Source organism: Kitasatospora sp. NPDC089797 (genome assembly GCF_040684795.1).
GTDB lineage: Bacteria > Actinomycetota > Actinomycetes > Streptomycetales > Streptomycetaceae > Kitasatospora.
On the sequence record NZ_JBFBGS010000067.1, the window covers coordinates 26547 to 51118 of the forward strand.

General features: G+C 73.3%; 25 protein-coding genes. 13 read left to right on the forward strand and 12 right to left on the reverse strand.

From position 1 onward, the window contains the following. Nucleotides 1–172 precede the first annotated feature (172 nt). Nucleotides 173–508, reverse strand: a complete 336-nt coding sequence (locus tag AB0O91_RS36780; RefSeq protein ID WP_363442611.1) for a hypothetical protein — start codon at nucleotides 506–508, stop codon at nucleotides 173–175. 384 nt (nucleotides 509–892) lie between these two features. On the opposite strand from AB0O91_RS36780, the gene mobF reads away from it, so the two are divergent. Beyond that, a complete protein-coding gene (gene mobF, locus AB0O91_RS36785; protein ID WP_363442614.1) occupies nucleotides 893–5707 on the forward strand; it encodes a MobF family relaxase in 4815 nt (1604 codons plus the stop codon). A 141-nt stretch (nucleotides 5708–5848) separates the two neighbouring features. On the opposite strand, the gene AB0O91_RS36790 is transcribed toward mobF, so the two are convergent. Continuing rightward, nucleotides 5849–6283 carry a nucleoside 2-deoxyribosyltransferase domain-containing protein gene (locus tag AB0O91_RS36790; protein ID WP_363442686.1) on the reverse strand — a complete coding sequence of 145 codons (435 nt, stop codon included), beginning with the start codon at nucleotides 6281–6283 and terminating at the stop codon, nucleotides 5849–5851. A 319-nt stretch (nucleotides 6284–6602) separates the two neighbouring features. Between AB0O91_RS36790 and AB0O91_RS36795 the strand changes: the two genes are divergently transcribed. From AB0O91_RS36795 to AB0O91_RS36805, 3 genes are all read left to right on the forward strand, one after another. Then, nucleotides 6603–7028 (forward strand): RNase adapter RapZ, encoded by a 426-nt coding sequence (locus tag AB0O91_RS36795; RefSeq protein WP_363442617.1) that lies wholly within the window; start codon nucleotides 6603–6605, stop codon nucleotides 7026–7028. A gap of 371 nt (nucleotides 7029–7399) precedes the next feature. Beyond that, nucleotides 7400–8050, forward strand: a complete 651-nt coding sequence (locus AB0O91_RS36800) for a hypothetical protein (RefSeq protein ID WP_363442620.1) — start codon at nucleotides 7400–7402, stop codon at nucleotides 8048–8050. A gap of 172 nt (nucleotides 8051–8222) precedes the next feature. Continuing rightward, nucleotides 8223–8870 (forward strand): hypothetical protein, encoded by a 648-nt coding sequence (locus AB0O91_RS36805; RefSeq protein ID WP_363442623.1) that lies wholly within the window; start codon nucleotides 8223–8225, stop codon nucleotides 8868–8870. A gap of 547 nt (nucleotides 8871–9417) precedes the next feature. Here the strand turns inward: AB0O91_RS36805 and AB0O91_RS36810 are convergent. Continuing rightward, a complete protein-coding gene (locus AB0O91_RS36810) occupies nucleotides 9418–9759 on the reverse strand; it encodes a hypothetical protein (protein WP_363442626.1) in 342 nt (113 codons plus the stop codon). Between the two features lie 468 nt (nucleotides 9760–10227). Between AB0O91_RS36810 and AB0O91_RS36815 the strand changes: the two genes are divergently transcribed. Together AB0O91_RS36815 and AB0O91_RS36820 are read left to right on the forward strand one after the other, a co-directional pair. Further along, complete coding sequence (locus AB0O91_RS36815; protein WP_363442629.1) at nucleotides 10228–10632, forward strand: hypothetical protein; 405 nt, start codon at nucleotides 10228–10230, stop codon at nucleotides 10630–10632. A 184-nt stretch (nucleotides 10633–10816) separates the two neighbouring features. Then, entirely contained in the window at nucleotides 10817–11506 is a 690-nt protein-coding gene (locus AB0O91_RS36820; RefSeq protein WP_363442632.1) for a hypothetical protein, read from the forward strand. Between the two features lie 227 nt (nucleotides 11507–11733). On the opposite strand, the gene AB0O91_RS36825 is transcribed toward AB0O91_RS36820, so the two are convergent. Further along, nucleotides 11734–12453 carry an AbrB/MazE/SpoVT family DNA-binding domain-containing protein gene (locus AB0O91_RS36825; protein WP_363442635.1) on the reverse strand — a complete coding sequence of 240 codons (720 nt, stop codon included), beginning with the start codon at nucleotides 12451–12453 and terminating at the stop codon, nucleotides 11734–11736. A 208-nt stretch (nucleotides 12454–12661) separates the two neighbouring features. Between AB0O91_RS36825 and AB0O91_RS36830 the strand changes: the two genes are divergently transcribed. Next, a complete protein-coding gene (locus AB0O91_RS36830) occupies nucleotides 12662–13318 on the forward strand; it encodes a hypothetical protein (protein ID WP_363442638.1) in 657 nt (218 codons plus the stop codon). Continuing rightward, nucleotides 13315–14451 carry a tyrosine-type recombinase/integrase gene (locus tag AB0O91_RS36835; protein ID WP_363442641.1) on the forward strand — a complete coding sequence of 379 codons (1137 nt, stop codon included), beginning with the start codon at nucleotides 13315–13317 and terminating at the stop codon, nucleotides 14449–14451. The genes AB0O91_RS36830 and AB0O91_RS36835 overlap by 4 nt, the downstream gene beginning before the upstream one ends. A 738-nt stretch (nucleotides 14452–15189) precedes the next feature. Here AB0O91_RS36835 and AB0O91_RS36840 read toward each other — a convergent pair. Further along, complete coding sequence (locus AB0O91_RS36840; RefSeq protein ID WP_363442644.1) at nucleotides 15190–15969, reverse strand: hypothetical protein; 780 nt, start codon at nucleotides 15967–15969, stop codon at nucleotides 15190–15192. A gap of 274 nt (nucleotides 15970–16243) precedes the next feature. Here AB0O91_RS36840 and AB0O91_RS36845 point away from each other — a divergent pair, with 274 nt between their 5' ends. From AB0O91_RS36845 to AB0O91_RS36860, 4 genes are all read left to right on the forward strand, one after another. After that, nucleotides 16244–17383, forward strand: a complete 1140-nt coding sequence (locus tag AB0O91_RS36845; RefSeq protein WP_363442647.1) for a hypothetical protein — start codon at nucleotides 16244–16246, stop codon at nucleotides 17381–17383. Between the two features lie 29 nt (nucleotides 17384–17412). Next, nucleotides 17413–17676: a hypothetical protein gene (locus AB0O91_RS36850; protein WP_363442650.1), complete on the forward strand. Its 264-nt coding sequence runs from the start codon at nucleotides 17413–17415 to the stop codon at nucleotides 17674–17676. Nucleotides 17677–17839: 163 nt separating this feature from the next. Then, the gene (locus tag AB0O91_RS36855; protein ID WP_363442653.1) at nucleotides 17840–19036 is read left to right on the forward strand and encodes a hypothetical protein; all 1197 of its coding nucleotides are present in this window, start codon (nucleotides 17840–17842) and stop codon (nucleotides 19034–19036) included. Nucleotides 19037–19225: 189 nt separating this feature from the next. Further along, complete coding sequence (locus AB0O91_RS36860; protein ID WP_363442656.1) at nucleotides 19226–19579, forward strand: DUF4158 domain-containing protein; 354 nt, start codon at nucleotides 19226–19228, stop codon at nucleotides 19577–19579. Here the strand turns inward: AB0O91_RS36860 and AB0O91_RS36865 are convergent. From AB0O91_RS36865 to AB0O91_RS36875, 3 genes are all read right to left on the reverse strand, one after another. Continuing rightward, entirely contained in the window at nucleotides 19476–20234 is a 759-nt protein-coding gene (locus AB0O91_RS36865) for a hypothetical protein (protein ID WP_363442659.1), read from the reverse strand. The genes AB0O91_RS36860 and AB0O91_RS36865 overlap by 104 nt on opposite strands. 295 nt (nucleotides 20235–20529) lie before the next feature. Beyond that, nucleotides 20530–20847 (reverse strand): hypothetical protein, encoded by a 318-nt coding sequence (locus AB0O91_RS36870; RefSeq protein ID WP_363442662.1) that lies wholly within the window; start codon nucleotides 20845–20847, stop codon nucleotides 20530–20532. Continuing rightward, the gene (locus AB0O91_RS36875) at nucleotides 20844–21779 is read right to left on the reverse strand and encodes an AAA family ATPase (RefSeq protein ID WP_363442665.1); all 936 of its coding nucleotides are present in this window, start codon (nucleotides 21777–21779) and stop codon (nucleotides 20844–20846) included. The genes AB0O91_RS36870 and AB0O91_RS36875 overlap by 4 nt, the downstream gene beginning before the upstream one ends. 170 nt (nucleotides 21780–21949) lie before the next feature. On the opposite strand from AB0O91_RS36875, the gene AB0O91_RS36880 reads away from it, so the two are divergent. Further along, a complete protein-coding gene (locus tag AB0O91_RS36880; protein ID WP_363442668.1) occupies nucleotides 21950–22519 on the forward strand; it encodes a hypothetical protein in 570 nt (189 codons plus the stop codon). A gap of 406 nt (nucleotides 22520–22925) precedes the next feature. On the opposite strand, the gene AB0O91_RS36885 is transcribed toward AB0O91_RS36880, so the two are convergent. From AB0O91_RS36885 to AB0O91_RS36900, 4 genes are read right to left on the reverse strand one after another with little or no spacing between them, the layout of a single operon-like run. Beyond that, nucleotides 22926–23195 (reverse strand): hypothetical protein, encoded by a 270-nt coding sequence (locus AB0O91_RS36885; protein ID WP_363442671.1) that lies wholly within the window; start codon nucleotides 23193–23195, stop codon nucleotides 22926–22928. After that, entirely contained in the window at nucleotides 23188–23487 is a 300-nt protein-coding gene (locus AB0O91_RS36890; protein WP_363442674.1) for a hypothetical protein, read from the reverse strand. The genes AB0O91_RS36885 and AB0O91_RS36890 overlap by 8 nt, the downstream gene beginning before the upstream one ends. Nucleotides 23488–23525: 38 nt before the next feature. Then, the gene (locus tag AB0O91_RS36895; RefSeq protein ID WP_363442677.1) at nucleotides 23526–23840 is read right to left on the reverse strand and encodes a hypothetical protein; all 315 of its coding nucleotides are present in this window, start codon (nucleotides 23838–23840) and stop codon (nucleotides 23526–23528) included. 14 nt (nucleotides 23841–23854) lie between these two features. Further along, nucleotides 23855–24532, reverse strand: coding sequence for a hypothetical protein (locus AB0O91_RS36900; RefSeq protein ID WP_363442680.1), 678 nt, complete (start codon nucleotides 24530–24532; stop codon nucleotides 23855–23857). Nucleotides 24533–24572 lie beyond the last annotated feature (40 nt).

Genomic DNA, 24572 nt, shown 5'->3' on the forward strand with positions numbered 1-24572 from the left:
AGATCGGGCGACCAGGTCTCCACGGCCGCCAGGTCCCGCGCCCGGCGGCCGGCGTCGGTGAGGCCGCGGGCCCTGACACGGCGGGCGTGCCCGCCGCCGTACTGGTCGACCCAGGCCAGGCCCGAGCGGTCCAGCACCGTGCGGGCGCGGGTGACAGTGACGTAGGCGAGCATCAGGTCCTGCCGGTGCCGGCGCCGGCTTCGACCACCAGGTCGCCGCGCTCGGCGCAGGCCTCGACGATGGCCTGCTGCTCGGGGGCCGGGACGAGGCCGCCGACCTTGCGCGCCGAGCGCGCGGTGCGCACCGCGGCGGCAGGCTTCTCGAACGCATCCAGGATCTCCTCGGGCACCCGCTGCTGGCCGGGGCCGGGCGCCGGCGCCGCCTTGCGCGCCGCCGGGGCGGGCGCCGGGTGGGCCGGCTCGCGCGGCTGCTCGCGCGTGGTCGTCAGGTCGGGCCGGCGCAGCTCGGCGTCGAGCACCGCGTACATCCTGACCAGGCCGGCGCGCACCGCGCGGCCGTGGCGCAGGAAGGTGGCGAGCTGCCCTGCCGTCCTGTCCCGGCTCCCCGGCTCGGCCGATTCCGCGGCGCCGCTTGCCCTCGCTGTAAGCCCGGCCAGCCAGTTCTCCCGCCGACCTCACGACAAACTCAGGCATACCAGCCAAACCGACGCCACATCACATCAACACACACCGCAAGCAACTTGAACCGCACCGACCCGCAATCCATACTGACAACTCAAACGATCAAGCCAAACCCTTAAACATGTGCCTGGGTATCTGGCGATACACGGCCGCTGACGGCGTCAGCGCGAAGGCGCTGGGCGAGGAGAAACACAAGGGTTTCTCCGGCCGCGACAGGAGCGGCTACGGGGCGCGGGGGAGGGGATTCGGTCGTGGCTGTCACGGCGGTCCGCTCCGAGGCGCAGATCGAATACCGCCTGATCGAGGGCGACGGCTGCGACCGCGAACACCCCCAAGCCCCCGGCCCCGGTGAACAGCATCCGGACCACGGTGCGGGCGCGGCCGTCAACTACCGCCTGGACGGCAAGGCGCGGCCCCTGGAGTGGATCGGCGCCGGCCTGGCCGAGGTCGGCCTGGTGGCCGGCGAGCGGGTCGATCCGCGCGCCGCCCGCGCCCTGATGTCGGGCCGGCACCCGGCCACCCGCGAGCAGCTGACGAACCCGGTGTGGCGGGTCGCCGATGCCGGAAAACTCGGCGCGGCGCCCCTGCTCGCGGCCCTCCAGCAGGCCGCCGAGCGGGCCGGAACGACGTCGCCGGCCGCCCTGATGCCGACCCGGGAACTGCGTGATCGCCTGGCCCGGCTCGAGCGGATGGACCTGCGCGACGGCGGCGGGCACCGCGCCCCGGTGACCGCCCTCGCGCAGCTGGCCACCGCCGCCGGCATCGACCTGGAGAGCGTCTACCGGCCCGCGGCGCTGGCCTCGGCGTGGCGACACGCGAGCGACCGGGAGCGCGTGGACGTCGCCGGAGACGACATCACCTTCACCCTGCCGAAGTCCCTCTCGACCGCCTGCGGACTCGCCTCGCCGCAGGTGCGGGACATCGTCGAGGAGGAGTTCCTGGCCTCGGTGCGCGCCGCGGTGGGCGCGCTGGAGACCTGGTGCTCGTACGGCGTCAGCGGCCACCAGGGCGACGGACAGATCGCCGACCGCGTCGCCTCCTCCGGCTTCCTCGGCTGGATCATGACCCACAAGTCCGCCCGCCCGGTCAAGGAGGCGGTGGGCGACCCGCACCTGCACGCACACGTCGTCATCGCCCGGATGGTCAAGTGCGAGGACGGGAAGTGGCGCTCCCCGGCGTCCGGCGGACGCGACCTTCGCCGCCACTCCCACGCCGCGAACGAGCTCCAGAAGGCGCTGCTGCGCACCGCGCTGACCGAGCGCCTGGGCGTCGAGTGGGAGTTCAACGAGGCGAACCGCGAGTGGGAGATCGCGGCGATCCCCGGCGAGCTGCGCGGCGCGTTCTCCCGCCGCAACCGGCAGATCCTTGAGGAGGCCGGCGGGGCGGAGCTCAGCACCGCGCAGCGCCGCGTCGTGGCCGCCAAGCTGCGCCAGGCCAAGCGCGACATCGCCGAGGTGGACGTCCTCGCCAAGTGGCACGCCAACGCTGTCGAGGTGCTCGCCGACCGGCACGGCCGGGGCGGCGAAGCACGGCTGCGCGAGGTGCTGGCCGCCGCGTTCCCGGGGCCGGCCGGGCCCGGCGAAGGACTCGATCTGCCCGACCTCGGCGTGCTCGCCGCCCAGGTCTTCGACCCCGAGACCGGCCTCACCTCCAAGCACAAGGACTTCTCCCGGGCGCAGGCTCTGGCCGAGGTCGCCAGGGCGCTGCCGCCCGGCCTGTACGGGCACCTGGAGCTGGAGTCGCTCACCGACCAGGTCCTGGCCGAGGCCGGGTACGCGGTCGCGCTGGCGGACCTGCACGCTTCCCACCACACCAACGCCGACCGGTACACCACGGTGGACGTGCTGGCCGCCGAGCAGGTCATCACCACCGTTCCCGCGGAGCGGATCGCCGACCATGCCGCCATCGTGGACCCGGCTGCGGCGGCCCGCCAGGTGGCCGCCTTCGAGGCCGGGAAGCGCCTGCAGCTGAGCGTCGAGCAGCGCGCCGTGGTGCTGCGGCTGCTGAGCGCCGGGCACGGCGTCGACACCGTGCAGGGCCTGGCCGGCGCGGGCAAGACGACGATGCTCGCCGCGGCCCGGCAGGTCTGGGAGCAGGCCGGGCTGACCGTCGCCGGGGGCGCGATGATGGCGGTCGCCGCGCAGAATCTGCAGGCCGAATCCGGCATCACCTCCACCACGATCGCGTCCTGGCTGCTGCGGATCCGGGACGGCGAGGGCCTCGCCGGCATCGACGTCCTGGTCGTCGACGAGGCCGCGATGGCGGATGACCGAACCCTCGCCAAGCTCCTCGTCCACACCGCCGAAACCGGCACCAAGCTGGTCCTGGTCGGCGACGAACAGCAGCTCCAGCCGATCGGCATCGGCGGCGGCTTCGCCGAGATCCACCGCGCCGTCAGCGGCCTCGCGCTGCGTGAGAACCGCCGCCAGCGCGACGCCGTCGAGCGCGACGCGCTGACCGTGTGGCGCACCGGCGGGCGCTCCACCGCACTCGCCCAGCTCGCCGACGCCGGTCACGTCCACGCCACCGAGACCGGCGAGCAGACCACCGCCGCGATGCTCGCCGCCTGGAGCAGCGAGCGCCGCCGCTGGTCCGATCCGCACGAGAACCTGCGCAACCTGCTGCTGCTCGCCGGACGCAACGCGGACGTCGACGCACTCAACGCCGGAGCGCGACAGATCCGGCGCGCCACCGGCGAACTCGGCGCCGAGACCGCCTTCGCCCTGGCCGACGGGCGCGTGCTCGACATCGCGGCCGGCGACCTGGTCCGCACGAAGGTCAACGACCGCCGCTCCCGGCGCACCGCAGGCAGCGAGCCCGACATCCTCAACGGCTACCGCGGCGTCGTCCTGAGCGTCGACCAGCGCGGCGCCCTGGTGCAGTGGCAGCGCGCGGCCGGACCCGACCAGCTCGTCACCGAGCAGGCCTGGCTGACCCGCGAGCAGATCGCCGAGGGCGCACTCACCCACGCCTACGCGATGACCGTCACCGCCGCCCAGGGCCTGACCGCGATGCGCGCGCTGGTCAACGGGACCGGCGCCGACGCCTTCACCCTGTACCCGGCGATCACCCGCGCCAAGGAACGCTCGGACCTGTGGCTGCCGCTGCGGAGCGTCGAGGACGAAGGCGCCCGCGCCCGGCTCGGCGACCCGGCCACACCCGGCCAGCTGCTGCTGCGCGCCGTCGCGGCCTACGGCAAGTCGCTGGACGCGGACAGCGCCGAGGGCATGATCTCCGGCCGCGTCGCCGGGCACAGGCCTGTTGGACCCAACACCCCCAACAGCGGTGACGGGCCCGACGGCGCAGGCCCCGGCCGCCCGCCCCGCACCCCGCGCGGCCCCGAACCGGCCGGCCCCGGCGGCGGAGGCCTCGCCCTGCGCACCGCCGAACCCGCCGTGCTGCTCGCCACCGTGGAGCAGGCCGCGCCGCTGCGGCCCGAGGAGGACCGCGAGCACCAGGCGCAGCCGCAGGCCTCGCTCCGGGCGCCGCAGGCGGCCGTGGTGCTGGAGCCCTGGCGCACCCGCACCGACCGGCCCGAGGCCGGGGAGCCGGCCGGGCGCCGGGACATCGACGCCCTGGTCGAGGAGGCCCGTGACCGGCGCAGCGCCGACCGGCCCAGCGCCGAGGAGCTCGCCGACGAGCGAGGCCGCCAGGCGCGGGCGCGGCGGACCACCGGCACCCACCGCGCCACCGCCCGGGCCGCCGCCGACCGGGTCGAGCGCGAGGACCGGCAGCCGCACCGCGGTGGGCGTCTGGGCCAGCTGGCCCGCGCTGCCGAGCAGCGCGCCGCCCGCCACCACGAGGCAGTGCCCGGCGCCGAGCGGATCCGCGCCTCCCGGCAGCAGGCGACGGTCACCGCTCTCGTCGAGCGCCCGGCCGCCGTCCCGCTCGAGCACCGCGACCAGGACCAGGCGCAGCGCAGCGGGCGGGCCGCGCACCTCGCCCGCGCGGCCGAGCGTCACCGTGCCCGCCACCAAGCTCAGGAGCAGGTCACCGAGCGGCCGGCCCCGGCGGTCGGCCAGGTCGAAGCTGTCGCACCGGCCCAGGTCCGGCCGCAGGCAGCCCCGGTGCCGGCCGCGCCGACCATCGCCCCGGCCGTCCTGGCAGGCCTCGCCGAGAAGGTCGCCGCCGAGCTGGCGGCGCAAGAGGCTGCGCGCAAGGCCGAGGCCGAGCAGCGGGTGGCCCGCCTGGCCGCCGACGCCGCGATCCCGTCCTGGCGCCAGCGCGAGCACGGCCACGTCATCGCCATCAAGCGCGCCCACGACACCGCCCTGGAGCAAGCGGCGGCGGCGGAGAAGCTCGCCGCCGCCGCCCAGCGCACCGTTGACGCGCTCGGCCCGGTGCTCGGTACCGACCGGGCCCCGGCCGCCGCGCTCGTCGCCGAACTGACCGGCTACCTGCAGCAGTCCGAGCAGCAGCTGCAGCGCGTCGACGAGCTCACCCGGCAGGCCGACGAGATCAACACGCAGGTCCCCGCTCTGTGGGAGGAGCAGCGCCGCGAGTACCGGATCAAGGAGCTGGTCGAGGCGAAGGCCGCCAAGCGGTTCACCAAGCTCACCTTCCGCTCGCCGGGCATGCACGAGGTGGCCGACGCCCTCGGGGAGCGGCTCACCGAGCGCCGCGCGCTGATCGACGGCCTCGACCGGCAGCGCAACGAGCTGCAAAACGCCGCCCGGGACGCCGAGCGCGAGGCCTGGAAGCTGCGCGGCCGGTCCCAGATCCAGCGCGACGAGACCCCCGAGGACCACCGTGCCCGGATCACCCGTCACGCGAACCGCGCGGACACCAACACCTACCGGCACGCCGTCTCCGAGGTCGAGCGGCACACCGCGGCCGCCGCGGGCCACCGCCAGCGCGCCGCAGGCCTGGTCGAGGAGGCCCGGCTGCGCAGGCAGATGTCCCCGGAGCGCAAGGCGGCCGAGGACACCCGCCGCCACGAGCACCGCGCCCGGATCCAGGAACAGCACCGCGAGGAGCAGCAGCGTCTGCAGGAGCACTACCGCCAGCAGCAGCCCTACCGGGGGCTGGAGCCGCCGCGCCACAGCGGACCGGGCCAGCACATCTGACGGCCCGTCGAAAACGACCGCTGATCCCTGTGGTGCCGGGGCCGCTTGCCGCGCCCCGGACCCCAGGCCCGGCCCGGCATCATCCGGCGCGGACAGGACGCTCCCGGGCGGGCCGCCGCACGCGCCGGACGACGCCGGGCTTCAGTCAGTGCTCAGCGCGGGCGGCGGGACCGGCCCGAGGGCGGCCCGGGCCGCGTGCGCGATCACCTCGTCCAGCACGTCCGCCACCGAGGCGTGCACCCTCCTGCTGCTCCCGGCGAGGGCGACCTGGTGCTCGACGTCCAGGCGCCTCGGGTAACCGGGCGCGGCTCCGAGTACGACGTGCCGGCCCTCTCCGAGAGCGGCGCCGAGCTCGAACAGCGCGATCGGCTGGACCTGGTCGGCCGGGAACCAGAACAGGGTGACGTCGGCCAGGTGCAGGTGGTGGTGCTCCCAGGCGATCTGACGCGGGGCCTCGCCGGGGTCGCCGATCGGGAACGCCCGGCGGCGCGGGTTGAACACGGTCAGGCCGACGCCCAGGAGCTCCTGGGCGGCCGGGGCCTGCCAGTCGGGGCAGCCGGTGATCCCGCTGGCCAGGAAGACGCTGGGCGGGTCGCCGGGCGCGGGCTCGTAGTAGTCGGGCGCCTCGAATTAGCGGGTTGTCATACCGCCACCGTGGGGGCCGGGGACGTGCCGCGCCCGGGATTCCCGGGGGTTCCCCGGTTCCTCTTTCCCCGTTCCCCGGGCGGCCCGTGCCGGGGTTGGGCCTGTTGGGACTGACGGGGGCAACAGGCCCGGCGGACGCCACGGCAGCGAAGTCAATTAGATATTGGCCAACACTAGACAGGCCAAGTAAAAGTTGGCATTCTGAGTGTGTCGGGCCACCCGGGCCGGACAAGGGGAAGGGACCGCAGCCATGTCGGACACCGCGACCACCGAGACCGAGACCGCCACGCCGGACGTGGTGATCACCTCCTTCGGCTACCTGCACGACGCCCCGCCGGCCGACCAGGACCTGACCCTGGACCTGCGCCGCCACTTCCGCGACCCGCACGTCAGCCCCGCCCTGCGCTACCTCACCGCGCTCGACGAGGAGGTCCGCGAGGCGGTGCGCAACACCCCCGGTATCCAGCAGCTCGTGACCGCCACCGTCGCCGCCGTGCAGGCCTTCCGCAGCGGCCCCAGCGCCGAGCGGCACCAGGTCAAGGTGGCTTCGGGGTGTGCCGGAGGTCGTCACCGTGCCGGCAGCGTGGCCCGCGAGCTGTGCGAGGCGCTCGCCGCGCTCGGCCTGGTCGTCGAGCTCGTCGACCGCGACCTGCACCGCGACGTCGTCGACCGCTGAGCCGCGGTGACCAGCGCCACGCCGGGGTTGCCCAACCGTGGGCAGCCCGCCCGGCCCGAGGGCGCTGAACTTGGACTCGCAGGTACCGCCGCTGAGATCGGCCTCACGCCCCCGTGTGCGCGCTCAGCGCGGGTCGGCGTGACGCCGCATCGGTGTTCTCGAACCAGCACCGGCAACGCCGTCAACTCGCCGGCCGTCCCGGGGCTCCCCTCCCACGTCCGAGAAAAGGAGGACACCATCATGCCCACCTCCGCCGTCGTCTTCATTGTGCTCCGGTCACCGGGGGCGGCTTCTATGCCCCCGGCTTTGGGGACGGGGGCGTGCAGCCTCGGTCTTCTCTGCACCGGTCCGGCGGTTGCTGGGGGTCTCCGATGAGCGCGTGGCACCACGACGTCACCCTGTTCGGGGAGCCCTACCCGACCCGGAACCCGGTCCCGGACCACTTCCGGACCGGTGACGTCACCGCCGACGAACTCATGGGTCTACCCCGGGAGCAGCGACTCGCAGCGACCGCGGCACACGAGCTCGGGCATGCGCTGCTGTGGGCCGCCGCCGGGCTCCGGGTCGGCAGGGTGTCGATCGTCGACGACGACCATCGCAGCGGGCACGCCATGGCCCTGTCCACCGGCGTGCCCGACGAGGCGCGGCTGCTGGCCGTCGGCACGGCCGGCGGGGAGCGCGCCGAGGACCGGTGGCTGCGGGAAGCGGGCCTGTGGACGCCGGACCGGGCCGCCGTCGTGGAACTGAGCGCCCACGGCGACCGGGCCCGGCTGCTGGACTGCACCAGCCCCCGCCCGGTGTTCGGCACCGGCGGGCCGGACTTCGCGGTGCTGCACGACATGGCGGACGAGGCACTGGACCGGGTGTGGGGCCGGCTGATGGGCGCATTGCCGGTTCTGGTGCGGAGGCAGGCCCTCACCGGGCAGCAGCTCGCCTCGATCACCGGCCTGCCCCTCCCCGCCCCGGGGCCCTGCCGTATCTACCTAGATAAACCGGAGCTCTCCGAGCGGGCGGTTCTGTGACGCGCTGGCGGGCGTGACGCAAGACCGTGCGGGCGGTCTCGGGCGCCGCCGGCGGACAGGACGGAGAGGACGCCTCTTGTACTGGTGTGCGAGGTTCCACGCCTCGCGGCTGGAAAGGAACTGGACCACGGCCGGCCGCGCGCCGGTCACCACGAGGGAGGGGAAGAACGACGTGGGCAGGTTCAAGGAGAAGAAGCCGCGCCGGTCGCGGTTCCAGATCGACGACCGGCCGGTGGACGAGGTCGAGATGATGGCGCACGCCGTCGAGCTGAGCAACACCGTGGACGACCACGGGCTGCTGCTGTTCATGGACGATCCGGCGCTCGGCTTCGGCAAGGTCGCCACCGGCGTCGCGCCGGACGGGATGGTCGAGACCTCCGATGAGGAGGAGCCGTTCCCGGTGGCGCTCTTCGAGCCGGCCCGGTCGATGATGTCCCAGCTGCCGGGCCAGGTCCCGCGTGAGGTCCAGGTCGAAGGCGCGATCGCGGCCGGCCTGCGGCGCCTGCCGCGCGGGATCGCCGACCTGCGCACGGTCCCCGGTTGGCAGCTGCACCGTCTCGGCGACGAGCGCCTGGAGCTGCGCTCTCCCGACGGCGGGGTGTACTCGCGGATCGCTGTGTCGCCCGACCCGGCCTGGATCTCCTCCGCCCTGCACCACGGCTTCGCGCTGTGCCTGTACGGTCCGAAGCTGGGCGTCCGGGTTCCGCCCGCCCGACGTCCGGACCAGTACACGGCCGCCGACCGGCTCACCGAGATCCGCACCGCCCGCGGCGAGGGCCTGGTCGCCGCCGGCTTCGTCGCCTTCCACAACGACCGCTGACCCGGAACACGCGCAGGCCCGTTGGACCTGTTAGGTCCAACGGGCCTACCGCTTCCCGGGACGGGTGGTCGCCCCGCTGCTGACCCGGCCAGTCAGGGCGGCCCCTGTCCCACTTCGGACCTTCGCCGGTCGCGGTACGCCTGCTGCCGGCACGCACCCGAGCAGTACTTCGCGGGCCGGCCTCCCCGCCAGGTCATGGGCTCCAACACCCGACGGCCGCACCCCTCGCACGGCCGCAGAGCCGAGGTCTCCAGCTCCTCGAGTCGGCGTCGCAGCCCGCGGGAGGTCACAGGCTCGTCGTCTTCGTCGCGGAGGGTCTGGGACCGGCTCGGGTGCCGCAACATCGAGGCACCCTTGCTGACGATGGAGTGGACCCGGTCCGGAGTAAGGCCCAGGACCTCTGCGATCGCCTTTGCGGTGAGACCGCCTTCTATGGCCAGCAGCAGCGCGGCGGTGCTGTTGGAAGGCAAGGTGCCCAGGGACTCGTCGATCTCGCTGAGGTCCAACCCCCCGCTCGTGGGGTCGCGGTAGACGTTTCCGCGGCGCCTCACCGGGGGCTCCGCTCGACAGCAGCAGGCAGCTCGGCGGCAAGGACGGTCGCACCCGTGAGGCTGTCCGCCTCGTCCATGATCGGCTCCTGCGGCAGCCGGGGGCGGATCACCGTCCCGACTCGAACGCCATTCGAGCGGGAAAGCCTGCTCAGCGGCAGGAAGAGCGCCAGGGCGTGGACGATCGCCCGTACCTCCGCCAGCACGCTGCTCACCTCCTCGGGACGCGCCTTCCGAAGCGCACACCAGGCCAGAAATCCTACGAGCAGCACCAGCAGCAGGACCGTGACCATCCAGGCGACGCTGAACCACACGGTGTAGCCGACAGCGGCGTTGTCCATCAAGCACCTCCGGGAACGACGAAGGCCCCCGCACCGGAAGTGGTGCGAGGGCCGGTTCCGCGGCCCGCCGGGCCGAGAAACAAAGAACCCCTCTACCCGAAGGCAGAGGGGTTCTGAAGTGCATCCGGGCACAAGAATGCCCGAGCGATGCCTATTATGCGCAAAAGCCTGCCGGAGTGCAAGCGTGACGTTTCGCCAGGTCAGCGACCTGCCCGGGGCCTTGTGTTGTGTGCGGGGTGCGCGCAGCGGGTTTCGTAACGCGCCGTCGGACGGCTGGCAGCGCCGGTCACAGACCTGCGCCGATCAGGGGTTGCGCTCGCTCCAGCCGTCCTCCTCCCCAGGGCTGGTGACGCGATGGCGGGCGTGACGCATCCGCCGTGCCCGGGGCGCGGGCTGACCCGCTCCAGCTGGGGAAGGAACTGGACCACGGCCGGCCGAAGGGCGGCCGCCACATGGAGGGGACTGCCCGTGCGCAACACCATCACCCTGGCCAACGATGCCGACCTCGCCCACCTGGTCGACCTGATCGACATGCTCCCGGGCCCGGAGGAGACGAGCTTCTGGGGCGAGGGACCTCTGGCCATCGGCAAGAAGTTCGCGGCCCGGCTCCGCGCCGTGCTCACCGACCGGGCCTACCCGAAGGACGTGGACTACCTGGCGATCTACGTCCTGAAGTACCTCGGCCGCGGCAACGGCTACATCACCGAGGAACAGATCACCAAGAGCCTGACCGGTGCCCACGGCATCCCGGCTGCCGGCTACGCCTGGGTGGAGGACGCCACCCGCACCGCGTGGACCCTGGTCAATCGCTACAGCCTCCCGGCCTGGCGCGGCTCAAGCACGGCCCCCGGGAGCGCGTGGCTCCGAGGCTGAGCAGCCCGTAGACGATGTAAGGCCCGTTAGGCCCATTGGGCCTAACGGGCCTTGCTCTTCCCGCGGCAGGGGCCCCGGCATCGGTGGTGACCTCGCCGTCCAAGTAGCCGTGCGGGACGAGCAGTCGAGCGAGCAGCACCCTCGTATTGTGGTGGGCAGAGGCGAGTTGACCGAGGAGTCCGCCATGACGACCATCCGGGCCGAGGGGCCGCCCACCGGACGCCGCGATGAACTTTGGCGGGTGTGCGTCGATGGGTTGCGCGTCCCCAGCGTCACGTACGTCTACGACGACACCAACGAGCTCTCCGTCCTGCGCAGCGAGGAGGCGTACTGCTGCCCCCGCTGCAAGTGCCGGCGGGCGCTCGCGCACGGGCGCTGGAACGATGCGCTGGAGCTGCTGTGCGGCACATGCGGCAGCCGGTCCCCGTGGGAGGACGACGAGGGCGGCGTCGCGTGCATGCGGGACGTGATCACGGCGGCCGCAGCCGGGGAGGCGCCCGCCTTCTCGGGCCGTGGCGCCGACGTCGTGGCCCGAGCCTCGGCCGCGCTCGCCGCCGGAAGCTGGGTGCCCACCAGAGGCGCCGACCACGTGACCGCCGGGTCCGTCGTCCGCGCGGCCGAGGCGGCCGGCGGCGAACTCACCGCAGGAGCCCTGCACCGGGCCATCGGCTTCGCCGACCCCTTCCGGCACCACCACACCCGGACCTGGGTGGACGCCGTCGCCTACACCTACTCGGCGCTGCTGCGGCCCGCCCCCGGCGAACGCGCCGAGGCCGGACCCGCCCTATTCGGCCTCGCCCGCGCCGTCGCCGCCCTCGATCCGGTCCGGCTTCCGTCCGCGCCTTCCCCTTCCGAGCAGTTGCCCTTCTGCTAGCCGCCCCGGGTGCACTGGAGGCGGCGGTGGCGCTCTGACCGAGACCGCGGCCTACCGGTATGTGGTAGGTCTGTTGGACCTGTCAGGTCCAACAGACCTACCTGGAGCAGGACGGCCACCCGTCCGTGATCGGCTACGGGGTGAGCGTGCCGGTCCGCTGAGGCCCGACGGCCCAGCCCGGACGGTTGGCAACCGCGCTCGGGCCGGAACTCGGCCGAGGGCGAGGGTCAGGCCTGCTGGGTGGGCAGCAGGTCGGCGGCGAACAGCGGCACGCCGAGGCGGTGGGCGGCGGCGGTGCACAGCGCGTCCGGCATCGGCACCTCGACGCCCTCGCGGGCGGCCTCGGCGGTGAGCTCCAAGGCCAGCGCGGTGTCCTCGGCGAGGTGGGCGCGGTGCTTCGCGGGACCGGGAATCTGGACGCCGAGGACGGCGAGGTCGGCGAGCAGGGCGTCGGCGCGCTCGTGGGTGCCGGCCCGGGCCAGGATCGTGAAGAGCTCGGTGACGGCGGACTCGGGCAGCACGGCACGCGACAGCCAGAGGTCCATCCGGGAGGTGTGCTCGCCGGTGATCCCGGCGAGCACGGCGCGGGCGGTGAACACCGCCTGGCAGTCGCCCGGTACCACGGCCCGGTCCTCCGGTGAGGCCGGCGACAACGGACGCATCGGGACCGGCAGTGGCCCGGCCGTCTTGGTCAGGGTGGTGCCGCCGACGAGCATCCGGGCGGGGCCGGCCGGGAGGTGCCCGTCGAGCAGCACAGTGAAGGTGGCCCGCAGCCGGTTCCGGACTGCCCATAGAGGCTCGATGGTGATCGTGCCGTCCTCGGAGGTCCGGACGGCGACGGTGTCCCCCGAGCCGATGAGTGCGGCGCGCTGGATCTGGGCGGGAAGGATGAGTCGCCCGCGCTGCCCGATTTTGGCGGTGGTGACAACGGTCTGCCTCTGAGTCATGACCGGCACCATAGCCCGCCGCTCCTGGTTTGGTGAGCATCTTTCAATCTGCTCACCCGATGGTGTCTGGGGGTGCCAGACCCGCCCGACCCACTCCCAGAATCGAGGCGGAGAAAGGGAAGGATAATGACGGTTATCCTTCTCTCCCCGTCGCTAGGCTGACGGCCGGTCCGGCGAGGGGCGCCGCGGCCCGCTGGGGAGGACCACCGTGAACACCGACCAGATCATCGCGGCCGTGTCGGCGGGCGGCGGCGCGCTGGCCGCCGGCTTCGCCGGCTGGCAGGCGAGCATCGCCCGCGGCCAGGCCAACGAGGCCCGTGCCGCCGAGGCCGCCGCCGAGGCTGCCGCCGAGGTCGCTCGGCGCCAGGCCATCGCCGCTGAGGACCAGGCGGCGGCCGCGAGGGACCGGGTGCGGGCGGCCGAGGAACAGGTGGAGCTGCTGCGCCGCCAGCTCGACGCCGACGACGCCGAACGCCGCGAGGCCCGCGGCCCCGAGTTCGGGGTCAGGTACTGGGGCCCGTCGATGGCCGCGCCGCCGGAGCTGCGCGTCAAACGCTTCGAGATCACCCAGACCGCCGGACCGGCCCTGTCCGCGATCACGGTCTCGGCGGCCGGGGCCAACGTGCTCGGCATCTTTACCGGACGCGGGATTGACCCCGCGCACGTACAGACCGGCCCGATCAGCACCGGGGGGACCTTCCTCGTGGACGTCGCGGTGAACCCGGAGGTGACGAGGAGGATCCCCGTTCTCCTCAGCTTCGAATGCTCGGCCGAGGACAACACCTACGGCTGGCGCCGGTCGCAGACCTCGCACGTGGAGCCGCCCCCACGCATCTCCTCGCCGGCCCGCCGGTCGTTCCGGTGAGTGCCCTTGCCCTGCGGGCGGCGGGCACCCCGGTGCCCGCCGCCCCGCGCGACCCCCGCGACGACTGGCCCGCCGAGGCCCGCCGGCTGCGCGAGGACCTCGCCGCCCTCTGGGGCGAGGACGACGCGCTGCCCGACCTCGCCGGCGCCTGGATCGCCCACCACCGCAGCGCGAACACCCGCCGGACCTACGCCCGGCACTTCCGCACCTGGAACCGGTACTGCGCCGAGCGCGGCCACCACCCGCTGGAGGCCGCCGCCGAACTCGCCGACGCCTTCGCCCGGCACCTGGAGACCGCCCCCACCCTGGTCCGGGTGCGCGGCGGGGCGTACGGCGAGACGGCCCCGACCGGGGCGCCGTACTCGGACGCCGCCCGCGCCAACGTGCTCTCCGCCAACGGCGGCTTCTACCGGCACGCGGTGAAGACGAAGGCGCTGGCCACCGGCGACCCGTTCGCCGACGTCCTGCGGCCGCCGATCGACCCGGACCACTGCGCCACCGAGGGCCTGACCCAGGAGGAGAACCTGCGCCTGGTCGAGGCCGCCCGGGCCCGTTCCAAGCGCGCCTACGCCCTCGTGCTGTGCCTGTACGTGCTGTTCCTGCGCGTCGACTCGCTGCTGTCCGCCGACGTCACCGACCTCGGCTACGACCGCGGCCACCACGTGCTGCGGATCCGGGTCAAGGGCGGCAAGGTCAAGCGCAAGGCGGTCCCGCCGATCGTCTGGCACGCCCTGCAGGACTACCTCGACGGCCGCACCGACGGGCCGCTCTTCACCACCCGCACCGGCGCGCGGCTGCGCGAGCCGGAGGTCTGGAAGCTGCTGCGGCGCCTGGCCCGCCGGGCCGGCCTGCCCCAGCAGGACTCGATCCACCCCCACGTGCTCAGGGGCGACGGCATCACCGACGCCCTGGAGGCCGGCGACAAGCTGGAGGACGTCCAGGACGCCGCCGACCACAAGGACCCGCGCACCACCCAGCGCTACAACCGCCGCCGCCACCGACTGGAGCGCCACCCCGGCCACGGCCTGGCAGCCCGGCTCGCCGACCGCCTCGCCACCGACGACAGCGCCCTGGTCGACGCCGACGGGCAGGCGGGCGTGCTGCCCGGCCAGCTCGCCGTGCCGGTGCCCTGAGCCCGGCCTGGCCCGAACAGCGGCGCCGTTCCGGAGGGGAACGGACGGAACGGCCTTGGCCCGACCCCATCGTTCACCGGCCGACCACGACCCTTCCGGGGGCCCGTAGCCCGCGCACGACGTGCGCGGGCTAGGGGTGCGCCCCGGCGTGCTCGGTCCTGGTTCGTGTGCGGTTCTCGCTCGCCGAATGTGGTGCCGCCCGCGCGTCTCGTCGTTACGGATACAGTCGGGTGTGCTGCCTCTCGAACCCCCCAGCAGCCGCCGCAGAGCGCGGTGGTGACGCACCTTCGGGTGCTGTTCCAACCGGAGAGGTGGTGGGTCCCTATGTCCCCGATGGGTGGCGGAGGGTCCCGCTGGTGGGTGTGGCTCGTGCAGTTCGGCCTGGTGGTCGACATCGTGCACGGCCTTGTGGTGATCGCGGACCACGTCCGTTGATGCTGCAATCGTATGAGGCCCGGACGTGTCACCGTCCGGGCCCCATGATCACCTGCTGGTGAGGTGCACGCGGGGCCCGTCTCTTCGTTCCGGAGGGGTCGGGCCCTTCGTGTGTCCGCACTCGAGCACACCAAGATGGTGTCGCTCTGGTGTTGATGTCTTGACTGTATCGCCCCGCGGCAGTGGGGGTCAGCCGCCAGCGGCCCGTGCCCTGCTTGTGGCTGCACGTCGTTCCCGCGTCCGTGGAGGCCAACGGCGTGTTCTTCGACGCAGCAGACGGTGTCCAGCGGGGTGGTGTGCGGTTCAGCCGGCCCCGCCCTGGAAGGGGCTGGGGGTGGCGGCGAGGGCGTCGCTGGTGATGTGGGGGGTGTGGTCGGCGAGGAGGGGGTGGGTGGCGGCGACGGCGCGCATGAGGGTGGTGGGGCTGGTGTGGCTGTCGAGGCGTCGGCCGCGGTAGGTGGTGAGGAGGGGGCCGCGGGCGGGGGTGGAGTGGGGGGCTGCGGTTGTGCGGTGGGGGAGGTAGTCGTCGATGGCGAGGGCGACGGGGGGTGGGACTTCTCGGGTGTCGGTGCCGCCGCCTTTGAGGGTGATCTTGGCGGTGGTGCGGTGTTGTTCGCGGGTCCAGTCGTCGAGGTCGAGGGCGACGGCCTGGTGGGCGCGCAGGTCCATGCCGAGCAGGAGGTAGCCGAGGGCGCGGGTGCGTTGGGGCAGGGGGCCGTCGTAGCGGTCGAGGGCGCTGAGGAAGAGCGCGGCCTGGGGCGGGTCGAGGGCGGGGCGTCCGGGCGGGAGGGTGGTGACGGTGGGGCGCAGGCGGCGCAGGGCGGGGTTGTCGATGAAGGCGTTGAAGGTCTGGGCGTGGTTGTAGAACCCGCGCAGGGAGGAGACGCGGCGGGCGCGGGTGCGGGGTTTGGCGTGCTGGCCGGCGCTCCAGGCGGCGACGTCGGCGGGCTCGGCGTGCCAGACCCGGTCGCCGATGAGGGCGAGCCAGTCGCGGACCTCGGCGTGGTAGTCCTCGCGGGTGCGGTCGGTGAGGGGGGTGCGGGCGAGCCAGTCGTCGAGCACCACGCGGGGGTCGGGGTCCATGCCGCGCATCCTACGGATCTCCATGACTTGGGATAACAGCCGACCACCCGCCGCCTCCGGTCGCCTTCCGCCGCGACGTTCGGAAGGTGGCCGGCGCGCGCCGCGCGGGCTGGCGGGTGGCTGGGGCTCCCGGCTGTTATCCCAAGTCAGATTCTGGAGGGCCCACGGGACCGCAGGTCAGCGGGCGTTCCGCGGGAAGCCGGCACGCCCGGGCGGGATCCGCCCTTACTAAGTAGAGGGCCCCGAACCACGGGGCCGGACTTCGAGGAGCACGATGCGCCAGGCCCCCGCCCCCGACCCGACAGGCACCGCCCCGCCTGCCCCGGAGGCCCTCGCCGAGCTGCTGGCCGTCCGCGAACAGCTCGCCCGCCTGGAGACCAGCCCCCTGGTCACCGGCGCCCACCGCCTGGCCCGCAACTTCGGCCCCGTCCTCGAACCCGTCTGGTCCCTGCTCGCCACCCCCGACGACGGCGTCGGCCACCTGCGCCAGTACGGCACCGGCACCACCGCCCCGGCCGCCCGCCGCGCCAACACCGCCGTCGCCGCCAAGGCCCTGCGCGCCTACAAGAAGCTCAAGCTCGTCGGCCCCGACCGCCACCAGATCTGGGCCGCCCTCGCCAACCCCGCCGACACCATCCTCGCCGCCGTCCCGGTCCCCGCGCCCACCGCCGAGACCGACCACTCCCCCACCACCACCCTCACCGCGGCGGTGCGCCCCGCCCTGCCCGCCGCCCTCCACCTCGACCACGCCCCCGACACCCAACTCGTCCCCGCCCTGCGCGCCGTCCTGCGCCGCTGGTGCGACCTCGCCCACCGCTCCGGCGGAACCGGCGGCGACCACGCCCGCATCATGCTCGCCGCCGCCCTCCTGGCCCGCGGCGCCGCCCTCGACGGCGACACCGACACCGTCCGCTGGTTCATCGACCGCTGGCTCGGCCTCAACCCCCTCGACACCCGCGTCGACGGCACCACCGCCGCCCTCCTCGAGAACGACTGGACCCGCAACCGCGTCGACGCCCGCCTGAGCCAGCTCCTCGACACCGTCACCGGCCTGCGCACCGACGCCGACCACCAGCACCGCCTGCACCGCCCCGTCTGGGAGACCCAGGTCGCCGGCCACACCGTCGCCCTGCTGCCCCAGACCTACGACCGCGCCTCCACCGCGGCCGACGACCCGGCCGAACTCGCCGCCAGCGTCCCGGTCGCCGAACAGCTCAACGCCGTCATCGCCGCCCTTTCGAGTTCGAGGCGCGAGGCCGACATCGTCACCGTGCTCTTCACACGGAACCTCTCGCTGGCCGATGCCGCCGAGCAACTCGGGATGCCCTACCCCCTCGCACGCAAGCTCTGGAACCAAGCCCTCATAAAGCTCCGCCACCCCGAAAGCCGCCAGTTCCTGCAGGACTACCTCTAACCACGCCGCCACCCACGAAAGGCCACCTCGTGCCCCTGCCACCCGTACCGCGCGGCGCGAACAGGACCCTGCCCCACCGGCCCGGCCCCGTCCTGCGCTGGGCCTGCGCACTCGCCGTCATCTGCGCGGCCACCACCCTGCTCGTCCTGCTCGGCATGCCCGTCGCCGGAGCCGTCACCAGCGTCTCCTCCCTCGCCCTGCTCGCCTCCCAGGTCTCCGGCACCGGAACCACCCCCGGGCAGGACAGCACCGCGCCACCGGACAGCCCCCGCCCCGACGACACCCCCGCGTGAGAGACGGGGCACGCCCGCGTGCTGTTATCCCAAGCCGCCCGATCGGGGCCGGGCTCCCCCGCAGGTCGCCGACGCTTCCGCGGGACCGCCCCGCGGGCACCCGCTCCACACGCTTAGGTATAGGGGGGCTCGAGGGGAGCCCGGAACAGCCGAGGAGCGGAGCATGGGCAGTACCCGTACTGGAAGCCGGGGCACGACCGAAGAGGTCGAACTGCTGGCGGAGCTGCTGGTCGTGCGCCAGCGCCTGCAGGAACTGAAGCACCACCCCGCCGTCAGCGGCGCCAACCGCCTGGCCCGCACCTTCGGGCCGCTCCTCGAACCGGTCTGGGACCTCCTCGCCCTGAGCGAGGAGGCCACCGGCGTCGGCTCCCTGCTCCAGTACGGCGTCGCCTCCCCCACCGACGGCGCCCTGGAAGCGAACGCCTCCGTAGCCCGCAAGGCCACGAAGACCTACCGCAGGCTCAGGCTCACCGGCCCCGACCGCCACCAGGTCTGGGCCGTCATGTCCAACCCCACCAGCGCCATCCTGGCCAACACCCTGACCCCCGCCGTGCTGCCGGCTGTCCCCTCCACCGGGACCACCGCGGGCCTGCGGGTCGCCGTACGCCCGACGCTCCCGCGCGCCCTGCAGGTGGACTGGAACGACGACGCCGACGTCGTGCCGGCACTCCGCCGCCTGCTGTGCCGCTGGTGCGACCTGGCCCGCGCGTCCGACAGCGTCGTCGGGGACGTCGCCCGCATCATGCTCGCCGCCGCGCTCCTGGCCCGCGGCGCCGCCCTCGACGGCGACACCGACACCGTCCGCTGGTTCATCGACCGCTGGCTCAGGCTCGCCCCCACCGAGGCCCGGCTCGACGGCTCCACCGCGGCGCTGCTGGAGAACGACTGGACCCGCAACCGCGTCGACAGCCGCATGTCGGTGGTGATGGACACCGTCACCGCCCTGCGCGCGGACGGGAACCACCAACACCGCCTCCACCGCCCAGTCTGGGAGACCCGTCTCGGGGGAGCACCCGTCACCCTCATGTCCGAGCACGGCCCCAACGACGGCTGGCTCAACATCAGGTCCCAGGGCGAGTACGGCGACCCTCTCGAGCTCATCTCCGCCGACATGATCAGCGACGACGTGGCCGCTGTCCTCGGCACGCTGCCCGAACTCCCCCGCGAAATCCTCATCGCCACCCACCTCCGAGGCATGAGCCTCAAGGAGATCAGCGACAGCGACATCGCCTGCGGGCTTGGCACCGCGACGATCCGCGCGATGCTGGCCAGGGCGATCAAGACCGTCCAGCGGAACGAGCACCGGGTCCGCTTCCGGCTCCGCCGGCCAGAGGACCTCCACCAGCGTCTATCCCGATAGTCAGGCACAGGATCGCCCCCTCCGAACGCCGCCGGCGAACCAGGCCTGTCCGCGCACCGGCGCCAGGTGGGACATGGCCTGCGGCCAGAACACAGGCGCCCCTGATGGGTCCAACGGTCCTGTTGGACCTGTTGGACCCATCAGGGGCGACAGCATGCGGCTGGGGGTCAGCCGACCGGAGACCCGGTCTTGAGCTTCTGGCCGGACCCCTTCTTCCGCCTGGACGGCCTGGGGCTGGGGGCGGCGCGCTCGAAGCGGCTCGGTTTCGCGGTGCTGTGGGGCTCGGCGCGGGTGCCCGGAGTGGTCCCGACCGAGGACCTGGCGGCGGAGCCGGCCGTGGTGGTCCGCTTCGCGGCCGGGCAGCTGGGCGTCGAGGCGTCGAGGTTACCGCCAGTCCCTCCACTGGATCCAACGTCTGCGAAGGCCACCCCTCGTTCCGTCAGTTCGCGGGTTCGTTCTGGTCGGCGGGCTGCGGAGGCTCGTCAGCGGCGAGCAGGAGCAGGCCGAGCCGGAGCGCGACGGCGGCGCACAACGCGTCGGTGAAGTCGAGCTCGGCGCCGTCGCGGGCGGCGTCGGTGACCAGGTCGAGCGCGGTGGCGGTGTCGTGGGCGAGGTCGGCGTGGCCCTCACTGGGGGTAGTCAGCTTGAGGCCGAGCAGCTGCAGGTCGGCGAGCACCAGGTCGACCTGGTCGCGGGCGCCGGCCTTCACCAGGGCGGTGACCAGCTGGGCTACGGCCTGCTCGGGCAGTACCGCGTAGGGCAGCAGGCTGTCGGCGAGGCTGCCGGGGCCGGCGCCCTCGGCCTCGGCGAGCCAGCCGAGGACGGCGGAGGCAGTGACCACCACCAGGGTGTCCGTGCCGCCGGACTCGGCGTAGGCAAGGGCGCGGTCCAGCGTCCTCTTGGCGGCCGCCGCGGGCAGCAGGGGGTCGGTCGGCCGGGCGGTGGCCGGCAGTCCCGGCCGCCCGCCCCACCGTACGGTCACCGGGCCCTGTGGGGGGAGCAGTCGGCCGGTGGTGGCGCGCAGTCGCAGGGCCAGGGCCCAGACGGTCTCGATGGTGATCGTGCCGTCGGTGGTGACGCGCAGGACCACTCTGGTGCCCTCGCTCATACCTGCGCCCCGCTGGAGTGCTGCGGGGACTATCAGGCGCCCACGCTGTCCGATCGCGGTGCGGGCCGCAGCTTCGATCTTGTTGTCCATAGTCGGATTCTAGGCAACCTCAGGTGAAGTGGTGAGCGCATGACTACTCCGCTCACCACTTTTCCATCTGCTCCGCAGGCCTTGTGTCCTCGGACGAACCGCGGTTTCAGACACGACACCGAACCCGGCCGGAGCGGGCAGCAGAGGGACCGGCCATGACGGGCGAACAGAAGGACCTGGACGGCGAGGTGCACTCCCCGCCGGCCGAGAGCAGTCTGGGCTGGCACGGGGGCGCCCCTGTTGGGTCCAACAAGCCTGTTGGACCCAACAGGGGCAACAGCATGCGGCCTGGGGGTCAGCCGACCGGCGGCCCGGTCTTGAGCTTCTGGTTCGGCCGGGCCGGGAACGGTCGGCCCCCGTTATAGGTCTCCTCCGCCTCCTCGACGGCGAGCATCACGGCGGCCGCGACGAAGGCGCTCAGTGACACCGGCGGCTCGGCGACCTCGGGGTTGCGCTGCAGGGCGACCACGGTGTTGCGGAGCCGGTCCAGGTCCTCGGAGGGGATGTAGGCGGGGATCTTCTCCTTCTTCCCGCTCTGCTCGGGGAGGCCAGGGCTGCCGATCAGCTTCCCCAGTACGCCTCCGCCGTTGTTCCCGAACGGCATCCCGCTCATGCGGTGACCTCCTTGGGCTGCAGCAGCACGCGGCCGGCCTGGTCGTAGTCGGCGGCGGTGGTCCCGGTCGGCTCGAAGAGCCGCACCGGCTCGCAGTGCTTGGGTGCCTCGGCGGCCTTGACGGACTCGCGGATCGTGAACACCGCCGCCTCGGGGTAGTCGGAGCGCACCCGCTCCGCCACCTCGCGGGCGTACTCGCTGCGCTTCCAGGCCGTCAGGAAGGTCGCCCGGACGGCGAGGTGCGGGTTCGTCTCGTCCTGCACGGCCCGGATCGTCCTGTGCAACTTGGCCAGGCCCCGTTCGTCGAGGGCACCGACCTTGAGCGGAACCAGCGCCTCGTCCGCCGCCGTGAGCCCGTTGACGGAGAGCTTCCCGAGCGCCGGCGGCGCGTCGATGATCGTGATGTCGATGGGGGCCTGGCTGGCGGCGATGGCCTTGCGCAGCGCGGTGTCCTTGCCGACCCGGGGGTCGAGGTCGACCAGGGCCAGCTCCTCCGTGGACGGGACCACGTAGAGGTTCTGGTACCGGGTGTAGTAGGTCGCCTCGTCCAGGGGGCACCGGCCGTAGAAGACGTCGGTGAGCTCCCGCCGGTCCTTGGGGGCGACGTCCTCGGGGTAGATCGGCTCGAGCCAGCTGGAGAGCGAGGCCTGGTGGTCCAAGTCGATGACGCGGACCGTGTAGCCCATCGCCGTCCACACCGCGGCGAGCTCCATCGCGGTCGTCGTCTTCCCGGCGCCGCCCTTCTGGTTGACGACGACGTACGTCCGGTGCGCGGTGAGCCTGTCGGGCAGCACCGTCTCCAGGGTCGGCGGTACCAGGTGCTGCGCCCGGAACTCCTGGTAGGGGACGGTCAGGTCCCAGGCGCTGACGACCTTCAACGGCTCCCGGCGCGGTGCGGGCAGGGCTGTCAGGACGCTCAGGTCAGGTGGCACGGGCGGGGCTCCTCGTCGTGGACTGCGTTACGTACACCCCTGACGGTATTGGACCTAACGGGGCTAACGGGGGCAGGTGCCCGGCCACGGCGTTTCGCCCCCAGCACGCGCCGGACTGTGTCGGGGAAACAGCCGGTGCGCACTCCGCCGCGTGGCTACGCTGACGACCCATGTCACTGACACTGCGTGAACTCCTCGACGAAGCCGTCACGAGCGGGACAGCGTCCCTCCCCAACAAGGACGACGGGGGAAGGTCCTCGGTCCCCCTCAGCCTGGAGATGGTCGTCCAACTGTGGGCCACGCACCGGTCGAGGATGCGTGAGCAGCGGCACAACGCCCGCACCCCGGACCGGATCCTCGTCTCGGCGGAGTCCGGCGACGAGACTCGAGCCGTGCTGCAGATCACGAACAACCGCTACGAGGTCGACGCCTCCGGCCGGGTCGTTCCGCTGTGCATGATCCCTGACTGCTCTGGTGAGTGCCTGGGGGTCAGCATTCTCCGGGTGTGCGCGTACCACCTGGACCACCCCGGCCACACCCCCACCACCGTCGCGGACGACCCAGCCGCGCTGTTCGGCGCACGCGCCGACGCCTGGCATGACAAGGCTCTGGCTGCCCGGGACGCCGCGGACAAGGACCTGGAGGATGCCAAGTACCACGTGGCCAGGGCCTCGGACGGATCACGGGCCGTCGTGCCGGCCCCGGCAGCACCGACCGGGGCTCCGACCACCGCCGTCTGAAGCCCGGGGTGTCAGCGGTTCCCCAGCCCTTCGTGGTGTTGGTCCGGTTAGGACCAACACCACGAAGGGCTGTCCGGCACTATGGGTGAATGACTGATCATCAAAAGAGGCGGGCCCTGTGGCGTGGCCCGCGGTCCGGTCCGGCGGGGGCCCGGTCCGTGCCCCGGGACGCGTGGAGCGGCGGGCCGCTGTTCGGCGAGCCGCCGACGGTCGAACCCGAGGGTTCGGAGCAGACCGTTCTCGTGGAGCAGCCGCCTGGGCGGCGGCCGCTGGGGCCGGGACCTGCCCGCTCGTAGACCGGGCGGGCTCCGTGCCTCGGTTGCCGGCCGGGTTCGATCGGCGGCCGGACGAACGCATGAAGGGTCCCCCGGCAAAGCGCACGCCGGGGGACCCTTCAGATATTCGGTTAGAACGGGAAAATCCTGGTCAGGACGACCTGATGGCGTTCAACGTCGACGCGGTACTCGACGATGCCGCCGCCTCCCGGAATCGGGAGGGTCCGCCAGGGCCCTCCCTGCGCGGCCGGCCGACTGTTCTCCAGCCACGGATCCTCCGAGATGTCGACCGTCAGGGCGACGATCCTGGAGAAGAGCACCGCGGGGAGGGCCGGATCGGCGAGGGCGTCCGCGACCGTCTCGGACGGGATGACCGGCCATAGCTCGTCTTCGTCACTCACCGGGCATCTCGCCACCCCGCTCGCGCCGGCGCCGGTAGACCTGCTCCCAGGAGACCGTCGCCAGCGTTCCCGCGTCCGCGGCGGCGATGATGCGCTCGCCATCCGGATCGGTGTCGAGCATCGCCTGGCCCCACCAGGTGGCCACCACGTGCTGGAGGTCCTGGCCGGCCTCGGCCTGGCCGACCTCCCGGTAGAAGGCCATGCGGCGCGCCGGCGAGAGGGCGGCGGCGATGCCGTCGATGGTGCGCGGCACCCTGGGGTGGGGCGCGTTGTGTACGGGCTGGGCGCTCATGGCGGTGTACCTCCTGCCAGCCACCGTAGTCGGGACGCTCACCGTCCGTCTGCCTCGATCCGGTCGGGTGCCGGCGCGGGCGGTGACAGCCAGCGGGCGCGCTCCCCGTCCAGCGCCTTGACCGGGTCCGGCGGCAGGAAGCCGGCCGGGAACGCCACCGGCCAGGACTCGGTGATCAGCTCGCAGTACCCGAACCGGCCGGGGAAGCGGTCGCTGCCGCGGACGATGCCGATCGGTTCGCCCTGACGGCGCACCCAGACCATGCCGTCGGCGTCGGCGGAGAGCTCGATCCCGGCCTCGCGCCAGGAGGCGGTGCGGTCCGGGAACCGCGTCTCGAGTTCGGTGAGGTTCATCCGGGGTCGGCCCTTCAGGCGGTGAAGCGGTTGAGCTCGGCGTCGAGCCTGGACGTGGCGGTGGCGGCGGTGAAGCGGTCAATAACGCGCTGGTAGGCGGCTTCCTGCTGGTCGGTGAGGACGATCCGGGTACCGGGCTCGGCCGGCTCGACGACGGCCAGGAGGAGCTCGGTGTCGGCGTCGGGCTGCTGCTGCAGCACGGCGATGGCCGCGGCGACGGACTGGACGACGTCCTCGACACCCACCTGCCGCTGGTGCTCGGAACGGTAGCTGGCGGTGAGCTGCAGGATCTGGTCCAGGTCGCCGGTGTCGCCGGCGCCGTACGCGGCACGCCGCAGGTGGCCGAGAAGCTCGGCAAGCCGGTCGACATCGGCCTGGGCGACCGTGGCTGCGTAGAGCGGGGCGTGCTCGTAGCGGCCGTCGGGGGCGAGGAGGGTGAGCTCGTCGGGCAGCGGGTCGTACGTCTTGGCCCAGACCCGCTCGCGCAGCGTGGCCGGCAGGGCGTCCACGATCCGCGACCAGGCCTCGTAGACAGCCTCGCCGTCCAGCCCCTGGGGGAGCTGCCACTGCTCGTCGGGGTCAGCGTCGGGCAGCGGCCGAAGGTGCAGGAGCAGCGGCTCCTCGAGGGCGGCGAACGGGTCGAGCCAGCTGTCGATCTGGGGGAGCAGGAGGGTGGCCGTGGGGTCGCTCATGAGTGCGAGCCTTCCGTGAACGTCGTCGGGGGCCGCCTGC